12 protein-coding genes and 1 pseudogene are annotated in these 12,718 nt (G+C 64.7%); 5 read left to right on the top strand and 8 right to left on the bottom strand.

Annotated features, from left to right (window positions below; genetic code table 11):
- Positions 1–74: 74 nt before the first annotated feature.
- From ACFWO3_RS20915 to ACFWO3_RS20930, 4 genes and pseudogenes are all read right to left on the bottom strand, one after another.
- Positions 75–1,374, bottom strand: a pseudogene (locus ACFWO3_RS20915) (IS701 family transposase); the annotation flags it as partial.
- 74 nt (positions 1,375–1,448) lie between these two features.
- Positions 1,449–1,931: a DUF456 domain-containing protein gene (locus ACFWO3_RS20920; protein ID WP_378581368.1), complete on the bottom strand. Its 483-nt coding sequence runs from the start codon at positions 1,929–1,931 to the stop codon at positions 1,449–1,451.
- Entirely contained in the window at positions 1,928–3,139 is a 1,212-nt protein-coding gene (gene purT, locus ACFWO3_RS20925; protein WP_378581370.1) for a formate-dependent phosphoribosylglycinamide formyltransferase, read from the bottom strand. Before purT ends, ACFWO3_RS20920 begins: the two co-directional genes overlap by 4 nt.
- 8 nt (positions 3,140–3,147) lie before the next feature.
- Positions 3,148–3,552, bottom strand: coding sequence for a VOC family protein (locus ACFWO3_RS20930; RefSeq protein WP_378581371.1), 405 nt, complete (start codon positions 3,550–3,552; stop codon positions 3,148–3,150).
- Between the two features lie 143 nt (positions 3,553–3,695).
- Here ACFWO3_RS20930 and ACFWO3_RS20935 point away from each other — a divergent pair, with 143 nt between their 5' ends.
- Positions 3,696–4,799 carry a CaiB/BaiF CoA transferase family protein gene (locus ACFWO3_RS20935; RefSeq protein WP_378581372.1) on the top strand — a complete coding sequence of 368 codons (1,104 nt, stop codon included), beginning with the start codon at positions 3,696–3,698 and terminating at the stop codon, positions 4,797–4,799.
- On the opposite strand, the gene ACFWO3_RS20940 is transcribed toward ACFWO3_RS20935, so the two are convergent.
- Positions 4,800–6,290, bottom strand: a complete 1,491-nt coding sequence (locus ACFWO3_RS20940) for a PLP-dependent aminotransferase family protein (RefSeq protein WP_378581373.1) — start codon at positions 6,288–6,290, stop codon at positions 4,800–4,802.
- A 61-nt stretch (positions 6,291–6,351) separates the two neighbouring features.
- On the opposite strand from ACFWO3_RS20940, the gene ACFWO3_RS20945 reads away from it, so the two are divergent.
- On the top strand, positions 6,352–6,543 hold the full coding sequence (locus tag ACFWO3_RS20945; RefSeq protein WP_378581374.1) for a hypothetical protein: 192 nt from the start codon (positions 6,352–6,354) through the stop codon (positions 6,541–6,543).
- 58 nt (positions 6,544–6,601) lie between these two features.
- On the opposite strand, the gene ACFWO3_RS20950 is transcribed toward ACFWO3_RS20945, so the two are convergent.
- Positions 6,602–8,137 carry an alkaline phosphatase D family protein gene (locus ACFWO3_RS20950; RefSeq protein ID WP_378581376.1) on the bottom strand — a complete coding sequence of 512 codons (1,536 nt, stop codon included), beginning with the start codon at positions 8,135–8,137 and terminating at the stop codon, positions 6,602–6,604.
- A gap of 88 nt (positions 8,138–8,225) precedes the next feature.
- Between ACFWO3_RS20950 and ACFWO3_RS20955 the strand changes: the two genes are divergently transcribed.
- Positions 8,226–8,762, top strand: a complete 537-nt coding sequence (locus ACFWO3_RS20955) for a methylated-DNA--[protein]-cysteine S-methyltransferase (RefSeq protein WP_378581379.1) — start codon at positions 8,226–8,228, stop codon at positions 8,760–8,762.
- A 67-nt stretch (positions 8,763–8,829) separates the two neighbouring features.
- Here the strand turns inward: ACFWO3_RS20955 and ACFWO3_RS20960 are convergent, their stop codons facing one another.
- A complete protein-coding gene (locus ACFWO3_RS20960) occupies positions 8,830–10,119 on the bottom strand; it encodes an adenylosuccinate synthase (RefSeq protein ID WP_378581381.1) in 1,290 nt (429 codons plus the stop codon).
- A gap of 225 nt (positions 10,120–10,344) precedes the next feature.
- Between ACFWO3_RS20960 and ACFWO3_RS20965 the strand changes: the two genes are divergently transcribed.
- On the top strand, positions 10,345–11,016 hold the full coding sequence (locus ACFWO3_RS20965; protein ID WP_378581397.1) for a hypothetical protein: 672 nt from the start codon (positions 10,345–10,347) through the stop codon (positions 11,014–11,016).
- A complete protein-coding gene (locus ACFWO3_RS20970; protein WP_378581399.1) occupies positions 10,998–11,795 on the top strand; it encodes a site-2 protease family protein in 798 nt (265 codons plus the stop codon). The genes ACFWO3_RS20965 and ACFWO3_RS20970 overlap by 19 nt, the downstream gene beginning before the upstream one ends.
- A gap of 1 nt (position 11,796) precedes the next feature.
- Here the strand turns inward: ACFWO3_RS20970 and ACFWO3_RS20975 are convergent, their stop codons facing one another.
- Complete coding sequence (locus ACFWO3_RS20975) at positions 11,797–12,711, bottom strand: aminotransferase class IV (RefSeq protein ID WP_378581401.1); 915 nt, start codon at positions 12,709–12,711, stop codon at positions 11,797–11,799.
- Positions 12,712–12,718: the final 7 nt, after the last annotated feature.

Raw genomic sequence — 12,718 nt, forward strand, 5'->3', positions numbered from 1 at the left:
AGGATGCGGCACTAGTAGGACTTTGTTAGGTCGGAAAACGGTGGTGACACAGTGGGCAGGTGCCGATCCAGATGGCAAGTGCGCGTTGGATGTCGCGGACGATGCCGTAGAGGGTCAGCCCTGCCCATCTGCTTTGGGTCGGTCAACCGAAGGGTGGTGAGGAACAGATGTGCGGCGGTGACGAGGGTGGCGTGGTGGTGCCAGCCAAGCCAGGAGCGGCCCTCGAAGTGGTCGAGACCGAGTGCGACTTTCAGTTCGCGGTAGTCGTGTTCGATGCGCCAGCGCAGTTTCGCGAGTCGGACGAGTTCGTCGATCGGCGTGTCGGCGGGCATGGTGGATATCCAGTAGTCGGTGGGTTCTGCCGCGTCGGTGGACCATTCGGCCAGGAGCCACACCTGTTCGACCGATCCGTCGTCGGCGCGGGGTACTCGATGGCCCGCGGGGCGAGCCCGCAGCGCGACGAATCGCGAACGCATAACGGCATCAGGGTTGTTCGGTGCGGTCTTGGTGCCGCGCCGCCACCACACCTGCTGCAGCGCCTCCGACCCGGCGGTGAGCACCAGGTCCTTGCAGCTGGATTTCGGAACTCGGTAGCGGGCGGTGAAGGGGCGGCCGGGGCCAATGCGGGGCGGGGTCTCGGGCACCGCGTCGTCCGGGTAGACGCTGGTGGTGGCCTTGACCGCCACCATGTACGGAAGGTTGCGGTCGGTGAGGGCGGCACGGAACTGCGCGCACTCCCCGTAGCCGGCGTCCGCGACCACGACACCGGGCAGTGGTCGGCCCCAGCCGAGGAGTTCGTCGATCATTTCCACCGCCATCTCCCATTTCGGGCGGTGCCGCTCAACCTCGGGTATCGCCGACTTCTTCCGGAGGGCCGCGATCACGCTCGCGGTCCGGGTCGTCGGTGCAGGTATGGTCCCAGCTCTGCGGCACGAACAACCGCCAGTCCAACGGGCACGACGCGGTGTCGGAGGCGGCGTGCACGCTGACCGCGACCTGGCAGTTGCCGACCTTGCCCAACGTGCCCGAATACTGCCGGGCCACACACGGGGAGGATTCGCCGTCCTTGCCGAACCCCGTGTCGTCGACCACCCACGCATCCGGTGTTATCAGCTCACACGTCTTGCGTGACAGCGTCATCCGCACCGGTTCGACCTTCCACGGTGAGCTCGTCACGAACTGCTGCAACCGCTGATGATCCACGCCAAGCCGCTGTGCCATCGGCTGCATCGACTTACGCTCGCCGCCCATCATCAACCCACGCGCGTACACCCCCGCAGTCGCCACCCTGTCCTCACGCGTCAGCGACGAGAACACCTCACTCACAAAGGAATCGAGACGTTCATCGACTTCGGTCAGGGCTGCGGCATCCACTCCGTCATCGTCTCGAGAATCACGCCTAATCTTGAGTCCCCACACCCAATCGTGACAAACCTAACAAAGTCCTACTAGGCGAACACCACGGCACCCAACCACACGGCAGAGGCCAGTAGCGCACCGAGCAGCTCGACCAGTATCGACAGACCGACCGCCTTGCACGCATGCCACGTCGACGCCCACGCCCTCGTGTGGCCACGAAGGCGATAGAGTTCGCCCGCATAGGTTCCTGCCACGAAACCGAGGAACAATCCGACGACGGGGATCACGAAGAATCCGATGATCCCGGCTGCCCCGCCCACGATCAGCGAGTCGGTGGGGACCCCGGCGGTGCGCATTCGTTTGCCCGGCCAAGCGTACTTCACGACCCCCGACACCACGAGAAGTGCTGTGACAACACCGAATACGGCCCACGCCGCCACATCCGCGGTGATGATCGCCCACACCAGCACGGCCGCGAAGATCAGGATCGTGCCCGGCAGGATCGGAACGACGATCCCGAAGAGCCCCACCAGAATGACCAGACCGACGAGAAGCTCGCCCCCTGCACTCACCGAACGGGCCGCACCTTCGATGCCGCTTCGCGAGCGCGGGCCCGCGCCGTCTCGATGTCCGCAGCGGTCGAGACCGCGACTCCCATACGACGACGAACGAAGCTCTCCGGCTTGCCGAACAGACGCAGGTCGGTTTCGGGAACGGACAGGGCTTCCGCGACCCCTTCGAATCCGATTCCGGTGGCGTCGATTCCGCCGTAGATCACTGCAGAGGCGCCCGCTGCGATGGCAGTGGTGTCGACTGGAAGGCCGAGTATCGCGCGGGCGTGAAGTTCGAACTCCGACAACCGTTGCGACCGCAGTGTCACGAGTCCGGTGTCGTGCGGGCGCGGGCTGACTTCCGAGAAGTAGACGTCGTCGCCCTTGACGAACAGTTCGACTCCGAAGACGCCGCGGCCACCGAGGGCGGAGGTCACCTTCTCGGATATCTCGCGAGCTCGTTTCGACGCGAGTTCGGTCATCGGCTGTGGCTGCCAGGACTCGACGTAGTCCCCGGAGTCCTGCAGGTGGCCGATCGGGTCGCAGAAATAGGTGCCCGTTTCACCGTCGGCACCGATGGCGCGGACGGTGAGCTGGGTGATCTCGTAGTCGAAGTCGACGAAGCCTTCCACGATCACACGTCCGTGGTTGATGCGGCCCCCGGCCAGCGCGTACTCCCATGCTGCCTCGACATCGTCGATGCTTCGGATCGTCGACTGTCCCTTGCCGGACGAGGACATCACGGGCTTGACGACACACGGTGCGCCGATGCGCTCGACCGCCGCCCGAACACCGTCGAGCGAATCGGTGAACTCGTACGGCGAGGTCGGTAGGCCGAGTTCCTCGGCAGCCAGTCGGCGGATCCCTTCACGATCGAGTGTGAGCTGCGTGGCGCGAGCCGTCGGAATTACCACGGCGAGTCCACGCTCCTCCACCTCGGCGAGGGAGTCGGTGGCGATGGCTTCGATCTCCGGGACGACGAAATCGGGCTTCTCGGTCTCGACGAGCCGCAACACGGCCTCACCGTCGGACATGTCGATCGTGTGCGCACGGTGCGCAACCTGGTGCCCGGGAGCGTTCTCGTACCTGTCCACGGCTACGACCTCCACCCCCAGCCGCTGCATGGCGATGACAACTTCCTTACCGAGCTCCCCCGAGCCGAGAAGCATGACGCGTACCGCGCCGGGTGCGAGAGGTGTACCGAAACGCGTGAGTACCTGTTGCTGCATGCCGGGAACTATATTCGGCTGTCCCCGCCGGCCGCCCGGTCGTGGTGCTCGAACAAGGACAACACGTTGCCGTGTGGATCGCGGAACCACGCGACTCGCATGCCGTCGGGTGCCGTCCAGGTAGCGTGTTCGTCCTGGTCGAGCCCTCGATAGACGGTGAAGTCGATTCCGTGGCCCCGGAGTTCGTCGACGGTGGCATCGAGGTTCGGTACCTCCCAGCCGAGAACCGTGTATCCGGTGTCCGCTTTCGACTGCACGAGGGTGATTCGTAGTGGACCACCCCCTGCTTCGACGGTGAGGGCAAATTCGTCACGTGCGAGCACCGGCAGCCCGAGGGTGTCCACGTAGAACATCGCGGAGACGTCCAAGTCGGTACTGGCCACGAAGCTCACTAACCGGCCGGGGAAGGTCATTCGTCAACTGTGCTCCAAGTCACAGTCGGTAGCAAGCGACACACCGCGCCTGGACCGGTAGTCGTGACCCGGGGCACACTCGTGCAACCGAACAAGTTAACGTCCATTCCACAGGGTCGTCACCACGGAAGTCGAGGAAACGCGTGTCCGCTGAAACCACCGAGAAGACAGGCCCGCTCGCGGGCATTCGCATCGTCGAATTCGCCGGACTCGGCCCCGCACCACACGCGGCCACACTCCTCGCCGACATGGGCGCCGACATCGTCTGCATACAACGCGCCGGACTCATCCCGCAGGACGAGAACGCACACGACCAGATCAAGCGTGGCCGACGCGTCGTCGAGGCCAATCTGAAGGATCCCGCCGACGTCGAGAAAGTACTGCAGCTCGTGGAACGCGCCGACGTACTGATCGAAGGATTCCGCCCTGGCGTGACCGAGCGGATGGGCCTCGGCCCCGACGTGTGCCTCGAGCGCAACCCCCGCCTCGTCTACGGCCGCATGACCGGATGGGGCCAGGAGGGGCCACTGGCGAACGCGGCAGGCCACGACATCAACTACATCTCCCTCACCGGTGTCCTGCACGCCGTCGGACGCAAGGGTGAGCGCCCGGTACCGCCACTGAACATGGTCGGCGACTTCGGCGGCGGATCCATGTTCCTCGTGTTCGGCATCCTCTCGGCGATCGTGGAACGCCAGACGTCGGGCAAAGGCCAGGTCGTGGATGCAGCCATGGTCGACGGTGCACTCGCACTGTCACACATGATATGGGCATTCCGTGGTCGCGGCGTCTGGTCCGACGAGCGGGGCGTCAACCTCCTCGACACCGGTGCACCGTTCTACGACACCTACGAGACTGCGGACGGCAAGTACATGGCTGTCGGGTCCATCGAACCGCAGTTCTACGCACTGCTCCTGAAGGGCCTCGAACTCGATCCGGCCGATCTGCCTAGACAGATGGACGTCTCTTCCTGGCCGAAGATGAAGGACATCTTCGCCGAGAAGTTCCTGTCCAAGACGCGAGACGAGTGGGCGTCCGTGTTCCTGGGCACCGACGCGTGCGTGTCGCCCGTGCTGACGTTCGCGGAGGCACCGACGAACGAGCACATCGCCGCCCGGGCGTCGCTCGTCGAACTCGACGGGGTCACCCAGCACGCCCCTGCGCCTCGCTTCTCCCGCACCCAACCCGATCTACCGTCGGTGCCCGCGCGCGAGGCGACGGACATCGACACGGTCTGGGCCGACTAGTCAGACGACCAGGCTGGGCTCGGCCCGGGTTCGGTCGAGCGCCAGCAGGTCGTAGGCCGAGGCGATGGCGTCCACTCCGCGAACCAACTCCTCCGACGAGCGCGCATACGGAATTCGGAGGAACCGCTCGAACGCGCCCTCGACGCCGAACCTCGGGCCGGCTGCCAGGATCGCCCCGTGGTTCGGTGCCGAGGCGGCCAGTGCCGTCGACACCGGTGCGGTCATCCGCATCCACAGCGACATACCGCCGGTACCGACCGTGGGCTCCCAATCGGGCAGCCGATCGGCGAGCGCCGCGAGCAGGGTGGCGCGCTGGCCCCGCAGTTGTTCACGCCGCTGCTCCAGCACGTCGGTGTCGTTGGCGAGCAGGTACGCCGCAGCGAGTTGATCCATCACCGGGGTGCCCAGGTCGGTGGCCGCCCGGGCGCCCACGAGACGAGTGATCAACGCCGGATCCGCCCTGATCCAACCAACTCTCAGACCACCCCAGAACGATTTCGCGGTCGAGCCGATGGTGACCATGTCCGCTTTCGCACCACCACGACTGTGCGCGGCCACAGGGCCGGGAGCGGGCGCGTCGAGCCACAGATCGACCATGGTTTCGTCCACCACCAACAGCATTCGGGTGTCCCTGGCGATCTGCGTCAGCTCAGCACGACCCAACTCGTCGAGGCACATGCCGGTCGGATTGTGAAAATCCGGAATGAGGTAGGCCATCCGCGCCGCCGTCTGGCGGGCCGCATTACGGATACCTTCGAGATCCCAGGCCATCTCACCACCACCCTCAGGCCGTACCGGAACCGGAACCGGACGTGCACCTACCCTTCGAATCGCTTCCAGCGCATTGGGATACGTCGGATGATCGACGAGTATCCGCTCACCGGGCGCCGTCATCGCGTCGAGCAGAAGACGCAACGCGTGCTGGGCACCCGAGGTGATCATGATCTGGTCGGGTGACGTCGCGACCCCACGTGCGGTGTAGCGCGCCGCGACGACCTCTCGCAGGCCTTCCACACCCATCGGCTCCATCCCGTGGGTGGACAGGAAGTACGGAAGTTGTTGCAGCGCAGAGTCGTAAGCACTCGCAACAGCCTCTGATGGAGCGGCCATCGCCGCATAGCTCAGATCCACGACACCAGCGGCGGAACCGGAACCGGGCTGATGGGGGCGGAACATCAACCCGTTCGGCCTCGCGTCGTCGGGCAATACGACGGTGCTCCGCGAGCCCTGTCGGCTCGTCAGATATCCCTCATCGCGCAACAGTGCGTATGCCGACGTGATGGTGGTCCGACTCAGTCCGAGCACGGCCGCGAGTTCACGTTCGCTCGGCAGTGCCACTCCCAGCGGGATGCGTCCGTCGTGTACGAGCAGGCGAATCCCGGCCGCGAGAGCCCGATAGACGGGCCGTGCCGTGGAACGGCGACCCGGTTCGTCCTGCCAGTTACCCAGATCTCGCGACAGACTTCGGGCACCCAGCACACGGTTCATCATGCAGTCCAGTATCGACCCTTTGGCTATTTAATCCAAGGCCACTGCCCGTCAAGGTGGGTGCATGAGCAGCCTGATCGCAATACTGGTCCTTGTCGGGTCCGCGTACCTGTTCGCCCGATACGCGCCGGCCGACGGCAAACGCGGAGTCTTTCGAGCCGAGCAGTTCCGCCTTGCAGCCCCACTAGCTGGCATTTTCCCTACCGAACCATCCGAACCTCGCCCGACGAATGTCACACCCGTTCAGCTGGGCTGAACGCGTGTGACATTGGTCAGGGGTGGCAGTCCAGAAATTGACAACTGGACTGGTTGAATCAGCGGGTCGGCGGCGCGAGCACCTGAGTGAACAGCACTCGACCGGTCGCATCGAGGAGGTCCACTCGCAGTTCGGACGTCTCTCCGTCGATGAACACCTCACCGAAGTGCTGATATCCATCGAGCGGAGACGAGTTCGACTCCGGCGGTGCGTGCACGAACACCGCCTCGGGTCCGAACGTGCCGTCGAGATCGTTGGGCCCGAATCCGCCGGCATTGAGTGGACCGGACACGAATTCCCAGAACTCGACGAAGTCCTTGAACGCGGCGCGATCCGGGGAGTACTTGTGCGCGGCGGTGTAGTGGACGTCAGCCGTCAACCAGACGGTGCCCGTCACCGCCTGTGCCTTCACCGCGGACAGAACTCGGGCGATCTCCGACTCGCGCCCCGACGGCAAACCCGGGTCACCGTTGGCAACACCTTCGAACGCAGTGTCACCATCCGGGACGACCAGGCCGATCGGTAGATCGTTCGCAATGATCTTCCAGGTCGCCGTCGACTTGCCCAACTCGTCGATCAACCAGTTCGTTTGTGCCTCACCGAGAATCCGGCCCGGCGCACCCACGTTCGCGCCGTTCGCATCCTTGTACGTTCGCATGTCCAGCATGAAGACGTCGAGCAGCGGACCGTATCCGATCTTGCGGTACACCCGGCCGTCGACGGACTCTGCGGGGTCGACGGGCTGCCATTCGTGAAAGGCCTGGATCGCACGGGCCGCCAGTACGTCGACGTTCTTCTCGCGGTACTCGTCGAGGTCCAGAATCTCGCCCGGGTACCAGTTGTTGACGGTCTCGTGATCGTCCCACTGAACCAGTTGCGCAACCGAGGCGTTGAATCGTCGGTAGTTCTCGTCGGTCAGGTTGTAGGCGTACTGACCGCGGTACTCGTCGAGCGTCTGGGCCACAGCACGTTTCGCATCGGAGACCGTGTTCTTCCACACCCGGCCGTCCGGGAGCGTAACGGTCTCTTCGAGCGGTCCGTCGGCGTACACGACGTCGCCCGAGTGCAGGAACAAGTGCGGGTCACGATCGGCCATCGTCCCGAAGATCCTCATTCCACCGATGTCGGGATTGATGCCGTAACCCTGGCCCGCGGTGTCCCCGGACCATTGGAGGCGAATGTCGCCGGGCTCGCTCGGGGCGGTCCGGAACATGCCCGAAATGCCTTCCGACGTTTCGCCGTCCTCACCCTCGAGAGTCACCCGATAGTGCACCTGCTCTCCCGACGGCAGTCCCGAAATACGCAGTCTCCCCGTTCCGTCCGTGTCCGGGGTGAGCAAGCCACCCTCGAACCGTTCGGGGTTCGCGAACGACTCGGACGCAGACGTCTCGACGATCAGCTTGGCCGGGCGGTCCGACCGAGCCCAGATCAGAGCACCGTCCGCACGCACGTCACCGGCAGCGACACCATGCGTCAGACGTGGCCGATCCCGAACGAGAACAGGACCGGACTCCCCCGAACATGCGGCGGCGACGGGAACGGACATGAGCCCGAGTGCGGTGGCACGCAACACGGCGCGGCGAGACAGATACATCGGAAGCTCCTCCTGAAGTAGTTTCTCGAAGATCGTCGATCGAAGCCAACAGTCGGTGAACCCGAGGTATGCAGCGCATACTGAAGAAGTGACCACCGGATTCGCACTGTTCGACACGTCGCTCGGAACCTGCGGCGTGGCGTGGCGAGCGGCGGGCCTGGTGGGCGTGCAGCTCCCCGAAAGATCACCCGAATCGACCCACGCTCGAATGGAGGAGTGTTTCCCGGACGCGATGGAACACGCCATTCCAGCACCGGTTCAGCAAGCTGTGGACGGAATCCGCGACCACCTCGCGGGGTCGCTCGACGACCTACGTTGGATCGACCTCGATTTCGAGGGCCTCACCGAATTCGACTGCGCCGTTTACGAGATCACCCGCACTGTCGGCCCAGGTTCGGTGCTCGAGTACGGCGAGGTTGCGGCCAGACTCGGAAACACCGGCGCGGCCCAAGCCGTCGGGCAGGCACTGGGACGCAATCCCCTACCGATCGTGGTGCCCTGTCACCGAATCCTGTCGAGCGGCGGCGGGATCGGCGGGTTCTCGGCGGGTGGCGGGACGGTCACCAAACGGGAACTGCTCGCCCTCGAACATGCTCCGGGTTTCGACGACCCGGTCCTCTTCTAACTCTCACCCCGACCAATGTCACACCGGTTCGCGTGAGCTGAACCGGTGTGACATTGGTCGGAAAAGGTCAGCGGACGACGTCGCGGCGCACGATCGTTTCGTCGCGGCCGGGGCCGACCCCGATGCAAGAGATGTACGCACCCGAGAGTTCTTCGAGTCGGAGAACGTAATTCTGTGCGTTCTGCGGGAGTTCCTCGAACGTGCGCGCGTGCGAAATGTCTTCCCACCAGCCGGGCATCTCTTCGTAGACGGGCTTGGCGTGATGGATGTCCGTCTGCGACATGGGCATTTCCTCGTGCCGCACTCCGTTCACGTCGTAGGCGACGCAGATCGGCACGGTAGCGAGGCCGCTGAGCACGTCCAGCTTGGTGAGGAAGTAGTCGGTGATTCCGTTGACACGTGTTGCATACCTGGCGATGACAGCGTCGAACCAACCGGTACGGCGGCCGCGACCGGTGGTGACACCGACCTCCCCACCCTGCTTCGCGAGGTACTCACCGTGGTCGTCGAACAGCTCGGTGGGAAACGGACCGGCACCCACACGAGTCGTGTAGGCCTTGAGGATTCCGAGCACCGTGGTGATGCGTGTCGGCCCGATTCCCGAACCCACCGCTGCGCCACCGGAAGTGGGGTTGGACGACGTCACGTACGGGTACGTGCCGTGGTCCACGTCGAGGAGGGTGCCCTGCGAGCCTTCGAGAAGAACGGTCTCGCCGCGCTCGAGAGCCTTGTTGAGTTCGAGCCGGGTGTCGGCGATGCGGTGCTTGAATCCCTGTGCCTGTTCGAGGACTTCGTCCACGACCTGCTGGGACTCGAGCGCCTTCCGGTTGTAGATCTTGGCCAGAATCTGATTCTTGACCTCGAGCGCAGCCTCGACCTTCTGAGTGAGGATCTTTTCGTCCAGAACATCCGCCACGCGCACGCCGACGCGAGCGATCTTGTCCTGGTAGCAGGGCCCGATTCCCCGCCCGGTGGTGCCGATCTTCTTGGCGCCGAGGAAGCGTTCGGTGACCTTGTCGATGGCTACGTGGTACGGCATGATCAGGTGCGCATCGGCCGAGAGCAGAAGCCCGCTGGTGTCGACGTCACGCTTCTCGAGGCCTTCGAGTTCTTCGAGCAGAACACCCGGGTCCACGACGACGCCGTTGCCGATCACGTTGGTGACGCCGGGGGTCAGGATTCCCGAGGGAATGAGATGAAGTGCGAACTTGTCGCCGTTCGGGAGAACCACCGTATGCCCGGCGTTGTTGCCGCCCTGGTAGCGAACGACCCACTGCAGGCGTCCGCCCAGTAGATCGGTAGCTTTGCCCTTACCTTCGTCGCCCCACTGGGCGCCGATCAGGACGATTGCCGGCATGACGTTGTCTCCTACTGTCGACGTACAGTCGTGTCCGACTGCGTGGTCCTGCCGCATGAAGGCAGTGGCCGGGGAAACAGTCTAGCCGAGCGCGGACGGAACAAACCCGACAGTCCACTGGAACGCGCGGGGCACGTGTGGCCTGCGAGGCCACGCCGCCCCGACCACTAGGATGGTACGGCGAGGACGCTGTGAACGACTCACGGCAGGACGACCGGGCTAGGAGTGGTTTTGACCCCCATAGTGCTCATCTGTGGCGACGCGCCGTTGCCGCTGCCGCTGGGGTCGATCAATGCCACTCGCGTGCCCGCCCTGCCCGAGAAGGACGACTTCGACGAGGCGTTCTCGAAGCTTCAGGTGGTACCCGAGCCGCGATTGATCGTGGTGGGTGACGATGCGGCCTTCGCCGCCACGCTCACCCGGCTCATGCGCACGGACCGTCTGCACATCGAGTTGGCGTACGTGTCCGAGCACAGCACCGCGGGCACCGACGCCTACCGGCTGGCCACCGGCGCGAAGGCCGCGAAGGCCGCCCTCGAGGGCAAGGCGAAGTCGGTTCCCCTCATCCGTGACGATGCGGGGATCGCACTGGTCGGCGCCGCAACCCTCGAGGGCCCCGAGGGCGAGAAACTGGTCGGCGAAGCTTATGCCGACGACAGCCTGCTGTTCTCCGGAACCACCCGACAGGTGACGATAGTGCCCAGCCACCGGATGCCGGGTGTGCGTACGGCGGCGGCGCCCAGGTGGCGGTGGCTGCCGCACAAGTGGCTGGAAGGCCGCGCTGTCCAGTTGGGTTCCCCTGCCGCAATGCTCACCCGCGACGGCGTCCGCAATCCGCGACCACTGAAGCGATCGACCTTCTACCGCCACGACGAGGAATGGCTGCTCGTTCGGTGACGATCCCGTTTTCGAGCGCGAAAGGCCACCGGTCGGTCCGTCCGAGTCCGGTGTTTCTCGCGGTCGTCGCGGCTGCCGTCGTCGGCGGCCTTCTCGCGTGGCAGGCAGAACCGAGATCCGTACTCGGTCATGCCGGCGTCATCGTGCTGGTCGTGGCCGGTTGGGTCGTGACGCTGTGCCTCCACGAGTTCGCGCACGCCTACACGGCATGGCGGCACGGCGACACCGACGTCGAGATTCGCGGATACCTGACGCTCAACCCCCTGAAGTACAGCCACCCTCTGTTGTCCATCGGGCTGCCGGTGCTGTTCATCGCGCTCGGCGGAATCGGACTGCCGGGCGGGGCCGTCTACCTGCGAACGGGACTCTTCTCACCCCGAGTACAGGCACGTGTTTCCCTGGCCGGGCCTGCGGTGAATGCCGTATCGGCGATCGTGTTGCTGGTGGTGATCCGGATCTTCGCGTTCGGAAGTGAGCACGTCGCGTTCTGGACCGGACTCAGCTTCCTTGCCTTCCTGCAGGTGATGGCCACCGTCTTGAACCTTCTCCCCGTCCCGGGCCTGGACGGGTACGGGGCACTGGAGTCGTTCCTCGCGCCGAACACCCAGCGCCAGGTCGCGCAGTTCAAGCCGTACGGACTGCTGATCCTCGTGGCGCTGCTGTTCGTGCCAGAGATCAACGTGATCTTCTTCGATGCCATCTACTGGCTGTTCGAACTGTCCGGAGTTCCGGCAGCGTTTGCCCAGTTCGGTGGACAGTTGATGCGGTTCTGGCTCTGACTCAGGCGAGCGAGGTGACCCATCCGTGCACGTCGTCGGTTCGCAGTGCAGCCGTGTGCCGCTTACGCAGCGCCGTACTGATCGGGCCGTGCGCACCGCCGGACACGAGGCGCCCGTCCACCTCGGTGACCGGTGCGACTCCGGCGGACGTGCCCGTCACGAACACCTCGTCGGCGATGTACAGCTCGGTGAGGTCGACAGCGCGCTCCACGAAGCGGATTCCGTCCTCTTCCGCGAGCGTCAACAAGGTGCGGCGGTTGATGCCGTCGAGGATGTCGAACGACACATCCGGAGTGATCAGCGTGTCGCCGCGGACCAGGAAGATGTTGGCTGCGCTCAACTCGCACACGTGCCCGTTGACGTCGAGGAAGATGCAGTCGTCGTAGCCACTGTCGATGGCATCCTGCTTCGCCAGCACCGAATTCACGTACGCGCCGTTCACCTTGGCCCGCGAAGGAATCGCGTTGTCCGGGATGCGGCGCCACACACTGGTCTTCAACCGCATGCCGTCCTGCGGCACGATCGGAACGGCGTCGTACACGAACATGCTGACCTTCACGCTGCAGCCACGCACCCGTGTGCCCGGAATCGACGCATCGACGTGCACCGATGCACGCACGAACACGTCTGTCCGCGGGTCGTTCTCGGCGACGAGCTGCTTGGCGACGGACACGAACTTCTCGTAGTCCCATTCGGGCGCGAACTGGTCGATGCCGATGATCTTGCACGATTCGAGCAGACGCTCGAAGTGATCACGGAGCCGGAACGCGGTACGGCTCGTGCCTTCGACGTGCACCGGGAACACGGTGTACACGCTCAGCCCGTACAGCAGCGCCGAGGTGGCGACACCCAAGGTCGCCTCTCCGGCGTCGACGAAACGGTCACCGAAGTACACGCGGGGATACGGGTTTGCCATGCGGTGA

This window comes from Rhodococcus sp. NPDC058521, assembly GCF_042719695.1.
In the GTDB taxonomy this organism is placed as follows: Bacteria; Actinomycetota; Actinomycetes; order Mycobacteriales; family Mycobacteriaceae; genus Rhodococcus_F.

Bases quoted from the DNA above. Each gene is read 5' to 3' on its own strand.
- ACFWO3_RS20940 (WP_378581373.1), bottom strand. From the start codon at position 6,290: ATGATGAACCGTGTGCTGGGTGCCCGAAGTCTGTCGCGAGATCTGGGT.
- purT (WP_378581370.1), bottom strand. From the start codon at position 3,139: ATGCAGCAACAGGTACTCACGCGTTTCGGTACACCTCTCGCACCCGGC.
- ACFWO3_RS20975 (WP_378581401.1), bottom strand. From the start codon at position 12,711: ATGGCAAACCCGTATCCCCGCGTGTACTTCGGTGACCGTTTCGTCGAC.
- ACFWO3_RS20950 (WP_378581376.1), bottom strand. From the start codon at position 8,137: ATGTATCTGTCTCGCCGCGCCGTGTTGCGTGCCACCGCACTCGGGCTC.
- ACFWO3_RS20970 (WP_378581399.1), top strand. From the start codon at position 10,998: ATGGCTGCTCGTTCGGTGACGATCCCGTTTTCGAGCGCGAAAGGCCAC.
- ACFWO3_RS20960 (WP_378581381.1), bottom strand. From the start codon at position 10,119: ATGCCGGCAATCGTCCTGATCGGCGCCCAGTGGGGCGACGAAGGTAAG.
- ACFWO3_RS20930 (WP_378581371.1), bottom strand. From the start codon at position 3,552: ATGACCTTCCCCGGCCGGTTAGTGAGCTTCGTGGCCAGTACCGACTTG.
- ACFWO3_RS20945 (WP_378581374.1), top strand. From the start codon at position 6,352: ATGAGCAGCCTGATCGCAATACTGGTCCTTGTCGGGTCCGCGTACCTG.